The sequence below is a fragment of the Acinetobacter sp. ANC_7553 genome (assembly GCF_056779895.1).
The window spans coordinates 144,063-164,546 of sequence record NZ_JBWYIV010000006.1 but is presented as its reverse complement, the minus strand read 5'-3'; the positions used below and the strand labels follow the sequence as shown (position 1 = coordinate 164,546).

Annotated in this window: 15 protein-coding genes; 6 read left to right on the top strand and 9 right to left on the bottom strand. The window is 40.3% G+C overall.

All coding sequences use genetic code 11. The annotated features are described in order from the left end of the window. Positions 1-507: 507 nt before the first annotated feature. A complete protein-coding gene (gene gspE / locus AC1M9I_RS06780; RefSeq protein ID WP_481595073.1) occupies positions 508-1,995 on the bottom strand; it encodes a type II secretion system ATPase GspE in 1,488 nt (495 codons plus the stop codon). Between the two features lie 99 nt (positions 1,996-2,094). Here gspE and AC1M9I_RS06775 point away from each other — a divergent pair, with 99 nt between their 5' ends. After that, positions 2,095-2,913: a hypothetical protein gene (locus AC1M9I_RS06775; RefSeq protein WP_092768367.1), complete on the top strand. Its 819-nt coding sequence runs from the start codon at positions 2,095-2,097 to the stop codon at positions 2,911-2,913. A 9-nt stretch (positions 2,914-2,922) separates the two neighbouring features. Further along, positions 2,923-3,840, top strand: a complete 918-nt coding sequence (locus AC1M9I_RS06770; protein WP_035268545.1) for a mechanosensitive ion channel family protein — start codon at positions 2,923-2,925, stop codon at positions 3,838-3,840. Between the two features lie 29 nt (positions 3,841-3,869). Here the strand turns inward: AC1M9I_RS06770 and AC1M9I_RS06765 are convergent, their stop codons facing one another. Continuing rightward, a complete protein-coding gene (locus tag AC1M9I_RS06765; protein ID WP_481610844.1) occupies positions 3,870-6,581 on the bottom strand; it encodes a DUF2339 domain-containing protein in 2,712 nt (903 codons plus the stop codon). 160 nt (positions 6,582-6,741) lie between these two features. Here AC1M9I_RS06765 and polA point away from each other — a divergent pair, with 160 nt between their 5' ends. Beyond that, positions 6,742-9,501: a DNA polymerase I gene (gene polA / locus AC1M9I_RS06760; protein WP_481595071.1), complete on the top strand. Its 2,760-nt coding sequence runs from the start codon at positions 6,742-6,744 to the stop codon at positions 9,499-9,501. A 78-nt stretch (positions 9,502-9,579) separates the two neighbouring features. On the opposite strand, the gene AC1M9I_RS06755 is transcribed toward polA, so the two are convergent. The 5 genes from AC1M9I_RS06755 to ppx form a co-directional block, all read right to left on the bottom strand. Next, on the bottom strand, positions 9,580-10,128 hold the full coding sequence (locus AC1M9I_RS06755; protein WP_481595070.1) for a YggT family protein: 549 nt from the start codon (positions 10,126-10,128) through the stop codon (positions 9,580-9,582). Positions 10,129-10,151: 23 nt separating this feature from the next. After that, positions 10,152-10,982 (bottom strand): pyrroline-5-carboxylate reductase, encoded by an 831-nt coding sequence (gene proC / locus AC1M9I_RS06750; protein ID WP_179998602.1) that lies wholly within the window; start codon positions 10,980-10,982, stop codon positions 10,152-10,154. Between the two features lie 21 nt (positions 10,983-11,003). Beyond that, positions 11,004-12,356: a tRNA lysidine(34) synthetase TilS gene (tilS, locus tag AC1M9I_RS06745; RefSeq protein ID WP_481595069.1), complete on the bottom strand. Its 1,353-nt coding sequence runs from the start codon at positions 12,354-12,356 to the stop codon at positions 11,004-11,006. Beyond that, positions 12,293-13,117: an acetyl-CoA carboxylase carboxyltransferase subunit alpha gene (locus tag AC1M9I_RS06740; protein WP_035268558.1), complete on the bottom strand. Its 825-nt coding sequence runs from the start codon at positions 13,115-13,117 to the stop codon at positions 12,293-12,295. Before AC1M9I_RS06740 ends, tilS begins: the two co-directional genes overlap by 64 nt. A gap of 67 nt (positions 13,118-13,184) precedes the next feature. Continuing rightward, entirely contained in the window at positions 13,185-14,705 is a 1,521-nt protein-coding gene (ppx, locus tag AC1M9I_RS06735; RefSeq protein WP_481595068.1) for an exopolyphosphatase, read from the bottom strand. A gap of 269 nt (positions 14,706-14,974) precedes the next feature. Here ppx and trxA point away from each other — a divergent pair, with 269 nt between their 5' ends. The 3 genes from trxA (at position 14,975) to AC1M9I_RS06720 (ending at position 17,575) form a co-directional block, all read left to right on the top strand. After that, the gene (trxA, locus tag AC1M9I_RS06730) at positions 14,975-15,301 is read left to right on the top strand and encodes a thioredoxin (protein WP_035268564.1); all 327 of its coding nucleotides are present in this window, start codon (positions 14,975-14,977) and stop codon (positions 15,299-15,301) included. Between the two features lie 319 nt (positions 15,302-15,620). Continuing rightward, positions 15,621-16,889 (top strand): transcription termination factor Rho, encoded by a 1,269-nt coding sequence (gene rho, locus AC1M9I_RS06725; RefSeq protein WP_035268567.1) that lies wholly within the window; start codon positions 15,621-15,623, stop codon positions 16,887-16,889. Between the two features lie 401 nt (positions 16,890-17,290). Further along, entirely contained in the window at positions 17,291-17,575 is a 285-nt protein-coding gene (locus AC1M9I_RS06720) for a hypothetical protein (protein ID WP_035268570.1), read from the top strand. Positions 17,576-17,718: 143 nt separating this feature from the next. Here the strand turns inward: AC1M9I_RS06720 and AC1M9I_RS06715 are convergent, their stop codons facing one another. Further along, positions 17,719-18,015: an integration host factor subunit alpha gene (locus tag AC1M9I_RS06715; protein WP_035265376.1), complete on the bottom strand. Its 297-nt coding sequence runs from the start codon at positions 18,013-18,015 to the stop codon at positions 17,719-17,721. Next, a complete protein-coding gene (gene pheT / locus AC1M9I_RS06710; protein WP_481595067.1) occupies positions 18,012-20,393 on the bottom strand; it encodes a phenylalanine--tRNA ligase subunit beta in 2,382 nt (793 codons plus the stop codon). The genes AC1M9I_RS06715 and pheT overlap by 4 nt, the downstream gene beginning before the upstream one ends. Positions 20,394-20,484: the final 91 nt, after the last annotated feature.

Below are 20,484 nucleotides of genomic sequence, written 5' to 3'. Positions count from 1 at the left end.
ACTTGGAAAGGATCATTCTCTATAGTTAAGCATGTAGAATACATAGAAATGTAGATCTTCAAGTTCAATGTCTGTCGCATGTTAATTAACCATATGTTTTTATTATTTTTTAGTAAATATATGTTTTATAGCTATTGTTTTGTATTGTTAGATCTATTTGGTAATACTTCACAGATTTTTCACATTATGTATGAAACCAAATGCAAAATTAAATTATCACATTGCAAAATCTAAATATTACATAATCTTTAATTTTGTAAAATAATTTTAGTGAGATGTCTTACAGTAATGGCGTTTTGACATAAGATAATTCATAAATATTCCTATAATTGACCTTATAAACCTTATTCAAAATTATTTTTATTTATGAATGTAATTCATTACCTTATGCGAATGCGAAATGCCCAACTATTATAATTGGGCTCTTTTGTTGAATCCTCAGCTTTCGAGCTTACTTTCAAATCAGCGCTTCTTCGTTTTATCGAGAATTATTAAATAATCTCTGAATCACTCCGCCGCTTCATTTGTTACTCGAAGTACTTCCTCTAATGTACTCTTACCTTCAAGCACCTTTCGTAACCCATCATCACGTATCGAACCTGACTGCTGACGAGCATAGTTTTCAACTTCAAACTCTGCAGCATTCCCATGAATCAGACGGCGCATTCCATCATCAACAGGGACGATTTCATAAATGGCGGTACGACCACTAAAACCTGTATGCGCACAATGTTCACATCCCTCTGGTTGAGGCAGATTGAGTGCAGTACCATCATGGACATTCTTAAAAATTTCTTTTTCAAAATCATCCGCGGCACGCCAACTATGACAATGCGAACACAAAGTACGAACCAATCGTTGCGCAATCACACCAATTAAAGAACTCGATAGAAGGAATGGCTCAATTCCCATGTCTTTTAAACGCGTCACTGCACCAATCGCAGTATTGGTATGCAACGTCGACAATACCAAGTGACCCGTCAAGGATGCTTGCACAGCAATTTCTGCAGTTTCTAAATCTCGGATCTCCCCCACCATTACCACATCTGGATCTTGACGAAGCATCGCTTTCAATGCACGCGCAAATGTCATATCCACTTTAGTGTTAACCTGAGTTTGTCCAATACCTTCAAGTTGATATTCAATTGGATCTTCCGCGGTCAAAATATTCTTAGATCCGTCATTTAAATCCGAGAGTGCAGCATAAAGTGTCGTCGTTTTACCAGAACCTGTCGGTCCGGTCACGAGAATGATACCGTGAGGACGATGCACTAATTGGGTTAATCGCTCGTAATCATCTTTCATCAGACCCAAATGGGTCATATTTAAACGACCTGCTTGCTTGTCTAAAAGACGCATTACTACGCGCTCACCATGTGAAGAGGGTAAAGTCGAAACACGGACATCCACCTCACGACCTGCCAGTCGTAAAGAGATACGACCATCCTGAGGAATTCGCTTTTCAGCAATATCAAGTTTTGCCATTACTTTAATACGTGAAACTAACAATGGGGCAAGTTCACGACGTGGTTGCACGATTTCTCGAAGTTGCCCATCAACACGTAAACGAACCGATAACTTTTTTTCAAAAGCTTCAATATGTATATCTGATGCACTCACTCGAATGGCTTCGGACAATAATGCGTTAATCAATCTAACAATCGGAGCATCGTCTTCCTGATCCATCAGATCTTCTGCTTCAGGTACTTGATCGGCTAAACTTAACAAGTCAGGATGATCTTCTAAACCAGCAGCCACTTGCTGAGACTCGCCTGTCTCGCCAGCATAACTTGAACTGAGTAACTGACTAAAATCTTGTTCAGTCGCCAATTGATATTTGGCTGTATGCCCCACGTAACGGCGTGCTTCTTGCAAAGCAACCAAAGCAGTATCTTGACGACGGACAATAAAAACTTGATCCCCTTCATAACGCAACAAAACGCCATGCTTTTTTGCAAAACTATACGGTATTTGTATTTGTTTAAGTACTTGCATAAGGGATGATAATCATGATTAAAATTACCTCGAGTGTACTCTAAGCATTTGACAGCGTGAAGACAGTTTTTTAATGAATTTATTTAAGGATATTCCCTATTGTCACTAGATCAGAAACTTGAGCAAAACCCTTCGACTTTAAGATGGTGGGGTGAGCAGCATTTTGAACTCAATCAAGTGCGTGCTTGGCAATTTGGTTCATTGCTCTTTCGACTCACTCGTGGCTTACAAGAATGGCGCATGGAGTACTACCGTCCTCAAATTCAATACGACTACGAACAAAAGTGGCAGGAAATGGATGACCCCCATTTTTCATTTCCTCGTCCAGTACATGTTGAACGTTACATGTTCAGGGAAACTCACCCTAAAATTCAATTGATACCACGTCTTGCAGATCGATCTGTGGTGATCCGTCCTGTAGACCCAATATACATTCCAGCTGGTCAACGTGGCACGCTTTATATTAGTACCCCTCTGTGGCTTTCAGGTTATGTCGAAAGTCAAAAGACCCCATTATTCGATATACCGGTCATTATGCCTAAAGATACATGGTTCGGACCTGATCAACGCAGTGGTGAAATGTGTTACGCCACTTCAGTTGATGGTCGAACAGAACTCAAACAACTTCGTCCACGTGCATTTCGTGCAGTCACTCCAATTGACTTTCACAATGTCAGTGGACATCAACTCCGTTTCGATCGAATGAATGTACCTGTTCCTGCCCTGCCTTTGTTTTATAGTGAAAGTACAGAGCGATTATGGACGTCACAAATTAAAGTCATTCACGAAGGGATGGATCGACCAGCACGTATTCGTATTGAAAATCGCACCCCACCATTGGCTGGTGATGTAATTTATGTCAATCCAGCACGTGCCCCAGGTAGTACTTTATTTAACATGTTTGATTCATTCTTCTAAGGGGGGCATATGGCAGATAGTCTTACCGGCACCATTGCTGATAGCCTCAAAAGTATATTTACCAATATCAATACGGATCGCCTAACTGAAATTATTATTGCGATTGTGCTTTGCTTTATTGGATTCCTTTTTGCTCGAGTCGTTTCCAATACTTTTGTGAGAACGATCGGCGCCAAATTTAATGCTCATCAGCGTTTGGTATGGCGGCGCGGTATTTTTTATTTTATTTTCCTCATCTTTGTGATGGCGAGTTTAAAAGAAGCAGGTTTTAAATTAAGTGTATTTCTAGGTGCCGCTGGTATTTTGACCGTAGCACTGGGTTTTGCATCTCAAACCTCTGCGACGAACTTGATCAGCGGTTTATTCTTGATTGGTGAAGGTTCTTTTGAAATTGGTGACACCATTCAAATTACGTTAATTCGTGGACATACCATCGAAGGTGAAGTGATCTCCATTGATTTACTGTCTGTCAAATTACTGACTCAAGATAATGTCTATGTCCGTTTACCTAATGAGCAATTAATTCGTGCTCCCGTACACAACCTTTCTAAATTCCCGATACGGCGCATCCCCATTACACTTGCAATCAACTTTCATGAAGACATCATTAAAGTACGAGAAGTTTTATTAAAAGTGGCAAACAGCTATCCTTTAGTGTTAGCAGATCCCAAACCTGCTGTAACGGTAACCGCATTCCGTGAATCTTCAATCGAATTGTTATTCGCCATTTGGTGCCAACAGGAAAACTTTTTAAAAGTGCGTGATGAAATGCAAGAGCGGATTCGAAACGGTTTTGTTGATCACCATATTGAAATTCCTGTACCTAAAATGGGTTTTGTTGATCGCCCTCCACAACCCTCGTTAACAGATGAGGAAATAGACCAATACGCCAATGCTAAGGAAATCAAAAGAGAGCCTAAATTATAATGAATTAAGGTTAATGCTTGATCTCAGGATCAAGCATTAGTCTCTTCTACTCGTTTTTGCTCTGGCGCTGGAGCGATGTACGCAATAATCAACATTAATCCTCCCGCGCCTAAAAATGATAAAACTCGACTTAGAGTGCCGATATGGGATAAATCTAACAACACCAACTTAAAAGTCACGATCGCCAAAATACTTGCACCAAACATCCATACCACTCGATTATGGTTGATAGCGGCATATTTCATCACAATGAATGCCATGACCACCCACAATAATGTCAACGCCAATTGCACTGCAGAATCTTGCCAAATGATCCACTGGTTATAAGGTGTAGCAAAATAAAAATGTAAGGCTCTAAGAAGTACATAACTACTTACCCATAGCACAGCGAGTAAGATCAAGAATGCGCCAAGTGTTCGCTCTAGCCCCATTCTGATTTGACTGCGAAGCACCTGAATAAGCACCCACAAACCAGTCAGACTGACGAAATCAATAGGGTTTAAGATTGGGATAAAATATTTCCAAAAGGGTTCTACCACCCAAATTTGTGAGCTGACAATCCAGCACAACAATAAAATGAGGCTAGTCTTAGTTAACCAAAGCTTATTCAAGTCTGTTGTTTTAGAAACACTATAGCCATAAAGTATCAAAGGTAAAAGGACAGCTCCCATCATAGGTGACATTGAAACTACACCCACGCTGGCACAAGCTAAAGAAGCGAGTCCACCAAAGGCGATCCATTCATTTTCATACTGAGCATTTGAAATTGGTTTTAACCACAGATAGCTCAGGCCCAAACAAGCCAAGATAAACAAGCCTTGCGCACCAAATGACTGCCAGACGATGACTCCTTGAGTGTATTGATCGATCAGCATAATAGCTGCGAACACTACAATAGGAATCAGCCCCAACCATTTTGGTAATAACCATGACCATGAGACTACTTGGCGCGGTTGTAAGACTAAATTAGCAGCAAAATAAATCGCAGTTGTGAATGCAAGTGTGTAGATTAATCTCATCGGTTCACTAAAACTTTCCACACCTTGATAAAGCAGTAAAAGACTCGCAAAAAAAGAAAAAATAGACAGGAAAATTTTATCTGACAGTGTCAGCTGTTTTTGATAACGCATAACAACATTGGAGACCGCAATCGCAAGGATATAACTTAGACCTAGTAACCATGGGATGATATTTGGAATTGATGCTAACTCGATCAAATAGTATAAATACGAAAATAATCCAACTGCTAACAACGCATAACCTAATGTTCGCCCTACCCTAAACTCACGATGCAAGCCCCACATTAAAATAAGCAGTCCTTCAATGATCCACCCGATCACACTCCATGCTTGTGGAATCAAGATCGGCGGGATAAAACTTAGAAAAATAAAACCTAACATTAAATAATTTTGTTTAATCGCCGTATCAAATTTTGCGTGCTGCACAACTTTAAAAATCGCAAAGTGAGTCAATGCAAAACCCAAACACAAGGCAATTTGAACCGATGTTTGATCTAAATACATGAGATGTAAAAATGCATATGCGACCAAGGGACTGACATAAATCAATGCGGAGTCAATAATACGCTGACCTAAATGAGCCTGATTTTGATGTGTAGCGAGCTGGTTAAATCTGAAACCCAACCAAATAAATACACTCGCATGTGCAATAACTAGACAGGATAAAACGAATCTCTCTGCAACACCGCCATTCAAAAAGGCATAACCACCACCGATAACAACAATGAGCAGCAACGCTATTTGAGTGAGTATTTTCCATGGATGTAATGTACAAATTACACCTACAACACTATTGACCGCTAGATAATAAGACAGTAATTGAGCTGAGGAAAAATCTGCATGAGGTAATGTGAACGGTGCAATATAAGCAACCAAAACTCCCATCTGGGAAAGCTCCACTGACCGCTGTTTTAAAATCAGTATGACCAACGACAGCATGCTCAAGCTGTAAAGCGTAATCGTATTAATGAGATTTAACAGATCATAGTGATAAGCAAATAGAATACTTAATAACAATCCCGCAAAACCCAGTCCTTGTAAAGCAAGACCAAAGCCGCGGTTTTTTTTCTGTATATGATAACCAAAGGCAACACATATGACGGCGATGACAGCAACAGCCAAAAGTTTGATTGAAAGACTTAAGGTCCAATGTTCAACCATATATCTCAATAATAAGACGACCCCAATCACTAGGACGGTAATCGCAACTTTGAGAACAGGATTACCATGAAAGATCCATCGTCTGATTTGCATCCCAAAACCCAAATCATGCTGCTGATTTGTCTGGATTCCCTCTGAATCTTGTAAAATACTTGTGGTGCTGGTCTGATCGTCTCGATCTAGTTTTATTAGCTTTTCCTGCAAAGCACCGATTTGAATTAATCGACCCTCAAGTTGTCGCAACCAGTTTAGAAAAAAATAAATCCAGAGTGTTAAACCTAATCCAACCAACCATGTCCAATCGAACAAGCTGCCAATTAGTGCAAGAAATGACGAAATATATAAGGGCAATCGTGATGTATTCTGTTTCGAATAATGAGTCTGTTGCTCAATGTTGGTAAGCGGTTTTTCAATATGATGGGCATATTGCATAACACTTATGAGGAATGCAGCAACACATAAAAACATAATGATCGGCAACGCTAGAACCCAAGTACTGATCGCTACTATGATGAGTAGCATCAACCAAATCATTTTTATTTCACTATATTGCTTCAGCATACACATCATTCCTTTTTAGCTAGATTGATGATACCTCAGCAAGAATTGGCATTTTGCGTTTTTCATCGCATATTCTGTACACTTGATTGCAAATCTTGTATCAGCGCAACTGCTGAAAATCACGTACAATGAAAAAGTTAATTGGATTAGGAACGTTTCAATGCCACCATTTGTCTTGGTCGATGGGTCATATTTTTTATTTCGTGCTTATCACGCACTACCACCGCTAACGACGTCAACAGGTTTACAAACCAACGCAATTCGCGGAGCTATTTCTGCTATCCAAAAGTTAATGCGTCGTGTTCAACCTACACACATGGCTGTCATTTTTGACACACCTGAACCAACTTTCCGTCATCAACTTTCCCCAATATATAAAGGGGATCGACCGAGCATGCCTGACGAACTCGCTCAACAAATTCCGTATTTACATAATTTAATTCGTGCTTTAGGTATCCCACTCCATGCCATACCTGGTGCGGAAGCCGATGATATCATAGGTACGCTGGCAAAACGCGCAGAAAAAGAAGGCTATCAAGTCTTGATTTCCACAGGCGATAAAGACATGGCTCAATTGGTCACGGACAAAGTAACACTTGAAGACAGTTTTAAAGACAAGCCCATGGATGTGAATGGCGTTTTTGAAAAGTTTGGTGTTTGGCCGAACCAAATTATTGATTATTTAACCCTCATGGGAGATGCCTCTGACGGCATCATGGGCGTTCCTGGTATCGGGGCAAAGACTGCGGCTAAACTGCTGAATGAATATGGTTCAATTGGTGGCATTCTTGAAAATGTCGATAAAATTAAAGGCAAAGTAGGTCAAAATATTAAAGACAATGTAGATGGTATTGCGCTAGATCATCAGCTAGCAAGTATTGTTTGTGACTTAGACATGAATCTGACCTACGATGATCTTAAACTCCGAGATCCAAATGTTGCAGAGTTACGTCAGCTTTACACCGAACTTGAGTTTAGAAATCAACTTCAGTCTTTAGATCATCCCAACAATCCAAATAATGCTGCGTATAAACAATCAAGTCAAGTTGTCGCAAAACCGAGTACTGCAACATCGAAAATCGAAGACCAAGCGGTTCAGACTAGTGTAGATGATCAGCTTGGCGAGGCAACTTACCATACCGTTTTAACACCAGCGGATTGGGAAAAACTCTTTCAAAGATTGACTACTGAGAAACGTTTTGCTTTCGATACTGAAACCACAAGTTTAGATTATCGTGTTGCAGAGATGGTAGGCTTCTCTGTGGCATTTGATGCCCAAGATGCATATTACGTTCCGCTTGCTCACGATTATGAAGGTGCTCCAGAGCAATTGGATCGCGACGCTATTATTGCGCAAATCAAACCAATTTTAGAAAACGCTGAGATTGAGAAGATTGGTCATCATTTAAAATATGATGCTCATATTCTCGAAAATCATGGAATTCATTTACAAGGCTGGTACTTTGACACCATGCTTGCCTCGTACGTGCTCAATGCTGTGGCGACGCGCCATGGTATGGATGACGTTGCGCGCGTTTATCTTAGCCACTTAACCACTACTTACGAACAAGTGGCGGGCAAAGGTGCTAAACAAAAAACCTTTAATCAAATTGAAATCGAAACAGCAGCTCATTATGCCGCTGAAGATGCCCATGTAACCTATCGTTTGTATGAGGTATTGGAGCGTAAGCTTAAAGAAATCCCAGAGCTTCTCAATATTCTTCATCAAATCGAAATGCCGACAGCTGCAGTTCTGACGACGATGGAAGAAAATGGAATTCAGCTCGATTTGAGTTTCCTCGATCAATTGGGTCAAGAATTTTCTAATACAATTCTAGAGTTAGAAAATCAGATTATTGAAATCGCGGGTCAACCTTTCAATGTCAGCTCACCTAAGCAGGTGGGTGATATTCTTTTTGATAAGTTAGGTTTAAAAGGTGGTAAGAAAACTTCAACAGGTCAATACAGTACCAGCGAAAGCATTCTTGAGAAAATTGATCACCCGATCGCTGCACTTATTTTAGAATATCGCGGCTTGTCTAAGTTAAAAAGTACCTATACTGACGGTTTAATCAAACAAGCCAATAACGAAAGTCATCGTGTTCATACCAGCTACCATCAAGCTTTAACCGCAACTGGACGATTATCTTCTACTGATCCTAATCTTCAGAATATTCCAATTCGCGAAGAGATCGGTCGTCAAATCCGAAAAGCTTTTGTTGCACCTGAAGGTCGGGTTTTACTTGCTGCCGATTACTCACAAATTGAACTACGTCTTATGGCACATTTTTCACAAGATGAGGCTTTAGTTGACGCGTTTAATCACGGCCAAGATGTTCATCGCCGTACTGCAGCAGAAGTATTAAATATTGCTTTGGATGATGTAACCAATGATCAACGTCGCCAAGCCAAGGCCGTCAACTTTGGATTACTTTATGGCATGTCTGAGTTTGGTTTAACACGTCAATTGGGATTCACACGCGAAGAATCTCAAAATTACATTAAACAATATTTCCATCGCTATCCTGGCATTTATGAATATATGCAACGCACACGACAAGTCGCATTAGAACAAGGCTTTGTTGAAACCATTACAGGGCGACGCTTATACACACCAGATATCGATGCGCGCAATATGATGATTCGAAAGGCAGCTGAACGCGCTGCAATTAATGCGCCTCTTCAAGGTTCTGCTGCGGAGATTATCAAAATGGCAATGATCGAAGTAGATAAAATTCTACCTAAAGATCAGGCCAAATTATTATTGCAAGTTCACGATGAATTAGTGTTTGAGGTAGATGAAGCGATCGCTGACGAGATCGCTATTAAAATCGCAGATGCAATGCAACGTGTTGTTCAACTCTCTGTGCCACTTGTTGTTGAAGTCGGCAAAGGGAAAAACTGGGGTGAAGCGCACTAATTTCTAAGATTCTTAGATTGTAAAAAAGGACTCAAATGAGTCCTTTTTTATGAAATTGTTTAAATCCACAATTTAGATTTAACCAATTGATTTCAACATGATTTCAGCAATATAAAGTGTAAAGAATGCAAGGATTGGAGAAAGATCAATCATCCCTAAATTTGGCATTACTTTACGGAATGGTGCCAACATCGGTTCAGCTAATTCTTGAATCACTTCAATATAAGGTGAACGTGTTTGTGAAAACATTAAAATCCAACTACAGATAATGTAAGCGAACAGCAAATATTTAAGAATTGAAATTAATGCCTGCAACATTGAAAGTACTGTTGAACCAATAAAGTACAATGCATCGCCTGTTGGTAAGGCATTTAAATATTTATAGCCAAATACCTTAAGAAAATACAACAATACGATCAGCACTAAAGCTGCTAGATTTACACGCCCCTGTGCCACAGTTGGCAAGATTCGTCCAAACACATCTACAATTCTAGTTGCTTTCACTGTCGATAGCACAACAGGGTTATATGGACTGACTGCCGCCAATTGCATTAAAAAACGGAAAAATACCAATAAAATCGCAACATTAATGATAATGTCAAAAAATAGCGCAGAGTTCGCACCCATACTTCAATTTTCCTAAAATTTAGTTATTTAGAACTATCACTTAATTCCTGAGCGAGCTCCTGACTGCGTTTTTTTGCAGCCGCAAGAGCAGCCTGAATATTCTGTGAAATTTGCGCTCGATCAAAAACTTCCAAGGCTGCTTGAGTTGTACCATTTGGTGATGTCACATTTTTACGCAGTTCAGATGGCGTATTAGAACTGGTGATCGCCATTTGCGCAGCACCGAGAGCTGTTTGTAGCGTTAAGGCTGTTGCAGTTTTCTCATCCAAGCCTAAATTTTTCCCAGCACGAATCATACTTTCCATCATATAGAAGAAATACGCTGGACCTGAACCCGATACCGCAGTTACTGCATCAATTTGCTCTTCTGAGTTTACCCAAAGTGTTAAGCCTGTTGCAGCTAAAATCTGACTTGCCAATTCACGCTTTGCTTGATCAACAACGTCATGTGCATATAAACCATGGGCACCTGTTTGAACCAATGCAGGTGTATTAGGCATGACACGAACGATAAACTCCGTCCCCGTTAATGCAGCAATCGTTGCAATTTCAGCCCCTGCTACAATCGAAACAATTAACTTATTCTCAAATTTACCTTTTAACGGTTTAAGGACTTGTGCCAGTACTTGTGGTTTCACCGCCAGAACAACAACATCAGCATTTTGGATCGCGTCTTCATTATTGTCTGTAACTTGAATTTCTTTTTCTTTTAATAACTCTCTCACACGTTCTACAGGATCGGAAACTGTAATACGCGTTGTTGGTAAACCACGACTAATCAACCCTCCAATTAGGGCTTGAGCCATATTACCACCACCAATGAAACAAATATTACAGTTTAACGCAACACTCATGAACGACTCTCAACCTTGATTTTATAGCGATGAAACTAACTTTGGCTGCCAACCACCGACTTCACAATACTCTGATTCAGCCAGCCAAAACCCTTTTGGCGTGAAAACACCAAGCATAACATTATCTAAGCTTAAAATTTGAATAGTATGACGCTTCCATGGAAAAATTTGTGCCTCTTGAATTGCTTTTTTTAATGGCCATTTCCCCACACGTCCATGCAAATGGACTTTTTCCCCACCTTGACGATAATGCAATGTCAAAGGCTGATTTAAAAGTTCTATACGCAGACCATACTCTTCCTGATGTTGGCAGATCTTAAATTGACCCGAAGCTAAATTTACAACATGCTGGATTTCAAATTTTATTTCTGAATCAGTTGTATTTGATGCTGCTAAGTATTCATCCTTAGGAACTCGATATAAGATATTTTGGAAACGAACATAATATTGTCCATTCCAATGCAATGCTGCTTGTGCATCAGGTTTCGCCAAAATAACTTCTTCAGTCAACCGCTCTACCATCTCAAATGCAGGACGGTATTGGTCTTGTCCTTTCATCCAATTGGATAAAAGTTGTCTTCTTCTTGCTAAACTTAATTGATTGAGTTGTCGTAAATCTAGATGATCATCATCGCCACAGAATGCCAAATCCTGTTGTAAAACCTCTTGCAAAATTTCATTCGCATCTTGCATCAGCACACTGGTTCTCACAATCGCCTGTTGCATTTTAGGGAATCGGCTTTGCAAAATATTCCAAAGCTCATGACGACACCAAGCTCGATCATAATGCGTATCAAAATTGGTCGGGTCATCCACGTAGGGCAATTCGAGTTGCTCTACCCATTGGCAAATCTGCTCACGACTTAGATTCAATAATGGTCGCCAAATAATGATGTCTTCACGTGAATCTAATAATTTCATCGCGGACAACCCCTGTATTCCAGCACCAGAGAACAAACGTAATAATACGGTCTCAGCTTGATCCTGCTGATGATGTGCCAGTACTAAAATATCTGTGTCGGATAAATGATGTTTAAAAGCTTGATAACGTGCTGCTCGAGCTTGCTTTTCCAAATTCCCTTCAGCAACTTGAACTGTCTCGAGAACCACAGGGATGTGCGCTGCCATACAAAATTGATGGACGAATTCAGCCCATTCCTGATTTGCAGATTGCAACTGGTGGTTAATATTAATCGCACGGATTTTTTGGGGAATTAATTGAGACATGACATACAGCAACAGCATGGAATCCATGCCGCCACTGCATCCCACTAAGAACGTGTGTTCATCACCAAATTTGGCAATTTGTTTTAAGAAGCTAGACCTGAATTGTCGCTGCCAAACTTCATTAAACGTTGGTAACGTGCTTCGCATCTTGCATTTGCATCCATTGGAACAAGCTCATCAAGTGCAGCTTGTAACACATGTTTTAATTTATCCATGACTACGTCTGGCTGAAGATGAGCACCCTCACCTTCATCTACAACATACTCAACAATACCAAGTTCTTTCAGTTTATCTGCAGTGAGTGCAAGTGCTTCACTCGCTTGCTCAGCTTTTTCAGCAGTTTTCCAAAGAATTGAGGCACAACCTTCAGGTGAAATCACAGAGTAAATACTGTGAGAAAGCATAATCACACGATCTGCAACGCCAATGCCTAATGCGCCGCCAGAACCACCCTCGCCTAGAACAGTCGCGATGACAGGTACTTTTAAACTTGAGAGTTGAGCTAGACTCGTAGCAATTGCTTCTGCTTGTCCACGCTCTTCAGCACCTACACCAGGGTATGCACCCATGGTGTCAATAAATGTGAAAACTGGAAGATTAAATCGTTCAGCCATATCAAGTAAACGCTGAGACTTGCGATAGCCTTCTGGATTACTCATCCCAAAATTATGCTGTAACTTTTCACGTGTACTACGACCACGATGTTGACCAACCACCATCACAGCCTGACCATTAAAACGTGCTAAACCGCCAACCATTGCACCATCATCACCATATAAACGGTCACCATGAAGTGCATCAAATTCTGTAAAAATTTCGCTCACATAATCTAAAAATTGTGGGCGATCTGGATGACGCGCAATTTGAACCGTTTTCCATGCTTTAGATTGAGCAGCTTTATTTTTCATAAGTCGATGAATATCCCTAAATTAACTATGACGTAGTTAACTAATAAAATTCGCTTATCAGCTTCTGTTAGCCAATAAATTGTTCCGACTGAATATTCAAAACGATATCCCAATGTTTAAATTGCACCTGCTCATCATGCAGCTCTGCAACCAACAAAGGCCATTGTTTTGCATCACCAGAAACTTTCAGTTGCCATTGTTGCTCATCTAATATCTTTAATTCAATGGCAGGAAGCATCTCATCGCTTCGGCTGTGATTCAGCAAAATTGCGAGACGAAGGAGCAAACATAGATAGACAAGTTTAATTCCACCGACTTTCGTCACATCATTTTTTGCTTCAGCACGCAATTTACGGCGATGATGAGCGACCAAATGTGACAAATGATTTTGATCAATTTGTGAAAAACCAGCAATGTCAGAATGCTGAAGCAAATATGCGCCGTGACGATGATAACCACTATGACTAATCGCTAAACCTATTTCATGAAGATAAGCTGCTCGACGTAGCAAATCACTATCGTCATTATTTAGACCAAGCGTTCCTGCCACGCTATCAAATAATTGTCGAGCCGTTTCAACAACACGCTCTGCTTGTTTTTGATCAGCACCATAACGCCCCATCAAGGCTTGTACGCTACGATCTCGAATATCTTCATGCTGGAAACGCCCGAGTAAATCGTACATTACACCTTCTCGTAAGGCGCCATCTGAATAGACCAGCTTATCAACTTGAAGAACTTCAAATACAGCGTATAAAATCGCAATACCCGCAGGTAGGACTGCACGACGATCTTCCTTAAGACCCTCGAATTCTATGTCTGAAATATGCTTGTATTTGAGTAACTTATCTTTAAGTTTTTCCAAGCCTTCTCGCGTCAAGTTTTCCTGATCATCGCTCCAACCCATATTTACCGCAATTTGACGACAAGCTTTAATGGTTCCACTTGAACCAACAACAGTATCCCATCCTGCCGCACGGTAAGTAGTCGCGATACCCGAGATTTCTTTGCGTGCGGCAGTCACCGCACGATCGAAAGCTTTTGGATTAATATCGCCGTCTGCAAAATAGGCCTTCGTAAATGCAACGCATCCCATTTGCACGGATTCAGTATGAATCGGCTCAAACTCTTCACCAATGATTAACTCGGTCGAGCCACCACCAATATCAATGACCAAACGGCGACCGCTGTTCGCCATAGTATGTGATACACCTAAATAAATTAAGCGTGCTTCTTCACGACCAGCAATAATTTCAATAGGTTTAGGCAGAATTTCAGCTGCTTTTTGAATGAATTCATGCCCATTTTTAGCTTGGCGCAAAGCATTGGTGGCCACAATTCTTAAACGATTCGATTGGACTGAACTTAGGCGCCCTACAAATCGAGCCAAGCATGCTAAACCACGTTGTTGAGCAGCTTCTGTCAAATTTTTATTTTCATCTAAACCTGCGGCCAATTGGACCTTTTCAGACATCGATGCGACTTTTTTTACCTCACCATGATCAACTCGAGCAATCGCCAAGTGGAAGCTGTTTGAGCCCATATCAATGGCTGCAAGGAGTTCTTCATCAATCAAAAAATCAGACATTGTTGCGCTAAGTTCAACCAGAATTGTGCCTAGATTAATTCACATAACTGTAATTTAAAAGCCATTTATTTAGTCAATTTAACGACTATTTAAAAAATCATCATATATGACAATTGTGTTACACCGATCATGGAAATCGTGAGCATCAATTAGACATTTACAGAATTTAGTCCGAAAATAAACCCTATCCCCTACTTTGTTAAAGTGGTCTATGTAATACTTATATACATAGATAGACCGTTTTCAAAAAATTATTCGGAGCAAATTCCATGTCTGCTAATATCGTTAATACAACTGATGCTAATTTTGAAGCTGACGTTTTAAATTCTGACACGCCAGTTCTTGTTGATTTTTGGGCAGGCTGGTGTGCGCCATGTAAAGCTATTGCTCCTGTACTTGAAGTTTTAGCAACTGAATACGAAGGTAAAGTTAAAATCGTAAAAGTTGACGTAACTTCATGCGAACAAACTGCTGTAAATTACAATATTCGTAATATCCCAGCTTTATTGATGTTCAAAAATGGTGAAGTTGTTGCTCAACAAGTTGGTGCAGCTCCTAAATCAAAACTTGCAGCTTTTATTGAAGAAAATATCTAATTCTTTCAATTTTAATGGCTTTGAAAGCGTCAAATTTTTGGCGCTTTTTTTGACGGTAAAATTGACAAAGAGCCATATCTCACTTATATTGCATGATCAAGAAACACTTGGACAATTTCTCCTCGTTTCTTACAATACACAAAACATAAGATCGCCGCTCGGCTAAAGAAATTGTTTACACATTTCTCCTCGAAAGAACTTACTAGATTCTGAGTTTGTTATTGTGCAAATCAATTGCTGCTCTTTTCTTGCACTGCGGATGTCTTTTGCTTCTATTCTATCTGTGTTCCACACTTCCTTTTAATTCAATCGACCATTTATGAACTTAACTGAACTCAAGAAAAAACCGATAGGCGAACTCATCAAAATTGCTGAGTTCATGGGCCTTGAAGGAATGGCACGTAACCGTAAGCAAGACATTATTTTTGCCATTTTGAAACGCCATGCTATGAATGGTGAAGAAATTTTCGGCGATGGTGTTCTTGAAATTCTGTCTGATGGTTTCGGTTTTTTACGTTCTGCAGCAGGGTCTTACCTTGCGGGTCCAGATGACATTTATGTCAGCCCTTCTCAAATTCGCCGCTTCAATTTGCGCACTGGGGATACGATTACAGGTACGATTCGTCCACCAAAAGAAGGCGAACGTTATTTTGCACTTTTAAAAGTGAATCAAATTAACTACGACACGCCAGAAAACTCTCGCAATAAGATTCTTTTCGAAAACTTAACGCCTTTATTCCCAACTGAACAATTAGTGATGGAGTTAGGAAATGGTTCGACTGAAGATTTAACTGCGCGTGTTGTCGATTTAGTTGCTCCAATTGGTAAAGGTCAACGTTCAATTATTGTTGCACCACCCAAAGCTGGTAAGACAATGTTGATCCAAAACATTGCTCAATCTATTGTTCGTAATAATCCTGAATGCTTCCTAATCGTTCTTCTCATTGATGAGCGTCCAGAAGAAGTAACAGAAATGGAACGTACCGTTCGTGGTGAAGTTGTTGCTTCAACATTTGACGAATCACCTGCACGTCACGTTCAAGTCGCTGAAATGGTGATTGAAAAAGCTAAACGTTTGGTAGAACACAAAAAAGACGTTGTTATTTTGCTTGACTCAATTACACGTTTAGCACGTGCATATAACACGGTTATTCCATCATCAGGTAAAGTTTTAACTGGTGGTGTTGATGCCCACGCTTTAGAACGTCCAAAACGTTTCTTCGGTGCTGCACGTAATATCGAAGAAGGTGGTTCACTTACGATCATTTCTACTGCTTTGATTGAAACTGGCAGTAAAATGGATGAAGTCATCTACGAAGAATTCAAAGGTACAGGTAACCAAGAGATTACGCTTGATCGCCGTATTGCTGAGAAACGTGTATTCCCTGCGATGAATATCAAGAAATCTGGTACACGTCGTGAAGAACGCCTCATGGATGAAGATAAACTACGTAAGGTTTGGATTTTACGTAAGCTTCTCCATCCTATGGACGAACTTGCTGCGATGGAATTCTTACTTGATCGCATGAAGGAAACCAAGACCAATGATGATTTCTTCGATCAAATGAAACGCAAAGCTGCCAACTAATACGCAAAAGGCCATCATTTATTGATGGCCTTTTATTTGGGTTGACTCCATTTACATAAATACACAATACTAACTTTTGAATGTAACTTTTCTTGCAAGTATGTGATTTTTATCATTTTGTATTTTAATTCCCTTTATTTTTTAAGTATTTACTTAGTATTTCTCCAATTCAAAATGCAAAAATGATTGTAATTTTCTGTTAAAAATAGGGTCAAATTTCTCATTTTTTAAGCATTTTTTCATTTCGCCTAGTAGTAATTCAAAATACTCAGTGATAGCATGTCGGCATACCAGTTAGGCTGCTCCATGCGTTATTAACCTTACTAACGTTAGGAATAATAAAAGCACACAACAGACTAACCGGGTTTTTTGTCTCAATTTATTTTAATGAGAGTGATGCCATGTTATTCAAAAAAATTGCTATTGCTGCTGCCGTTGCTACTACTTTAGCTTTCGTTGGTTGTGCTAAAAAAACTGAAGAAGCTGCTGCTGACGCAAACGCTGCTGCATCTGAAGCTGTAGAAGCTGCTTCTGAAGCTGTTGTAGCTGCTGACGCTGCTGCTGTTGAAGCTTCTTCTGAAGTTGCTGCTCAAGCTGACGCTGCTGCTGCTGAAGCTACTGACGCTGCTGCTGAAGCTACTGACGCTGCTGCTGACGCTACTGCTGCTGCTTCTGCTGCTCAATAATCTAAAGTTTAGATTATTCGAAAAAAAGAGAACCTTTGGTTCTCTTTTTTTTTATGCGCTGAATTTTATGAATACGCATAAAGTTAAGAGCATAAAAAACCTGAGCTGAGCTCAGGTTTTTTAAATGTTATTTGATCAAGCGATTAATCGACTTGCTCTGTCCCTACACGCTGTCTAAACTTTTGACCAGCACGGAAGGTCACTACACGGCGAGCAGAAATAGGAATCTCCTCACCTGTTTTTGGATTACGCCCTGGACGCTGACGCTTGTCACGCAGTTCGAAATTACCAAAACCCGATAATTTGACATGTTCACCTGCAATTAATGCCTGGCTAATTTCATCAAAAAACAACTCAACCATTTGTTTAGCTTCACGACGATTTAAACTCGTCAGCTCACTCAAATGATCAGCCATTTCTGCTTTTGTTAATGCTGTCATGAGGCCCTCAATGTCGCTTGGTAAGTGTTTTCTAACACTTGTAAAATATTATCCATACCAGATTTAATTTCAGCATCCTCAAGCGTGCGACTCGGATGCTGCCATAAAAGTGCAAACGCCAATGAACGTTTACCCTCTTCTACACCTTGACCCGTATACACATCGAATAACCAAGAAGAATCAAGTAACTCTCCTCCAGTTTTTTCGATAAGTTGCTGAATTTCACTAACATTAATCTTATCACTAATTAAAACTGCAATATCACGTCTCACTGAAGGAAATCGTGATAATTCTGTAAAATTAGATACATAAGTTTGCAAAACAGACGATTGATCGAGTTCTGCTACCCATGTCGTTGCGAGATCAAGCTCATCTTCAAGCGATGGATGTAAACGACCAATATAACCAATCGATTTTCCGTCCACTAAAATTTCAGCAGATTGACCTGGATGTAACCATGAACGCTCTGAACGCACATATTCTACTTGAACTCGCCCAGCCGCCAATACAGCCTCAATTTCACCTTTAAAATCGAAGAAATCCATTGGCTGAGGTTTAGCATGCCAAGATTCCTGATTCTTCGCACCTGTTGCCACAATCGCAAGTGTAGGTATTTGCTTAAGATCATGAATACTGGTTGCTTCTTGATAATCAAAACGTAAGCCAAGCTCAAAGAAGCGTACGCGACTTTGTTGACGATTAACGTTGTATTGGACACAAGGAATTAAGCTTGAAAGTAAAGTCGAACGCATTACAGCCAAATCACTTGAAATTGGATTTGCTAATGCCAAAGGATTTACACTTGGATTTAACTGTTTTTCAAGTTTTAAATCAGCAAAACTAAAGCTGATTGCCTCTTGGTAACCAAGTGCAACCAAAGTTTGACGTAATTGTGCAACTTCAAATTGATCTTGGTATTTTGCAAGTTTCACATCAATCACAGGCAAGCTGATTTGAATGTTGTCATAACCATGAATACGCGCAACCTCTTCAATTAAGTCTTGGTAGATTGCCATATCATAACGATGTGATGGCGGTACGACAGACCATTGACCTTGTGCTTTAATTGTTACCTGACAACCTAGACGTGTTAACGCATCAGTAATAAAGTCAGAGTCAACTTTATAACCAAGAAGTTGATCAACTTGCGCCTGCTCAAGCTCGATTGCTTCGCGTGTTGGCAATACTGTTGGATTTTCTGCTACAGTAATTGGACCAAATTCACCACCTGCAAGCTCAGAAATCAACTGAGATGCACGGTGCATTGCGATCATTGGAAGTTCGAAATCCACTCCACGCTCATAACGCTGAGACGCATCTGTATGTAAACCGAAGCTACGCGCACGACCCGCAATATGAAGTGGTGCAAAGAATGCTGATTCAAGGAAGATTTCAGTCGTTGCGTCTGTCACCGATGAAGACAAACCACCCATGATGCCTGCAATTGCTAATGCTTTTTGGTCGTCTGCAATCACCATCACGTTGTCTTGCATTTCAACTTCTTGCTCATTCAATAGAACAAGTTTTTCACCTGCAGTTGCTTGACGAACGTGTACCGCACCTTGAACTTTACCACCATCAAATGCGTGAAGCGGTTGACCCAACTCCATCAATACATAGTTGGTAATATCAACCAAGATACTGTGCTGACGGATACCAGAACGAGCCAGTGCACGCTCCATCCATTCAGGAGTTGGCGCTTTAGTGTTGACATTTTTGATCACACGACCTAAGTAACGTGGGCAACCTTCAGTAGATATAACGACCTTCTTTTCATCAGCAATCGTTGCAGCAACTTCTTTAATTTCAGGCGCAGTCACAGGAAGTTGGTTAATCACACCAATTTCACGTGCAATCCCACGAATACTGAAACAGTCACCACGGTTTGGTGTGATACTAATATCAATCACGTTGTCATCAAGGTCCAGATATTCACGTACGTTTACACCGACTGGCGCGTCCGCAGGAAGCTCAAGTAGACCATCGATTTTATCTTCTAAATCAATTTCAGATGCACCGCACAGCATACCTTGTGATTCAACACCACGAAGCTTACCTTTTTTGATTTTAAAATCACCCGGTAATACTGCACCAATGGTCGCTACAGGTGCTTTCATACCTGCACGTACATTTGGCGCGCCACAGACGATTTGTAATGGTTCACCCGAACCAATGTTGACAGTCGTTACACGTAAACGATCTGCATCTGGGTGCTGTTCTACCGTAAGTACTTCACCTACAACCACACCTGTAAATGGTTTTGCAGCAGGAGATAAATCATCTACCTCAAGGCCAAGCATGGTCAGTTGGTCAGATAAAGTATCGCTATCGATGGCTGGGTTAACCCATGTGCGTAGCCAATTTTCGCTAATTTTCATTGATATAAAACCTGTAATTCAAATCTCTAGAATCCTCCCTCTACCCCCCTTTGCTAAGGGAGAGAACCCCAAATGATTCTGTGGAGTTCCT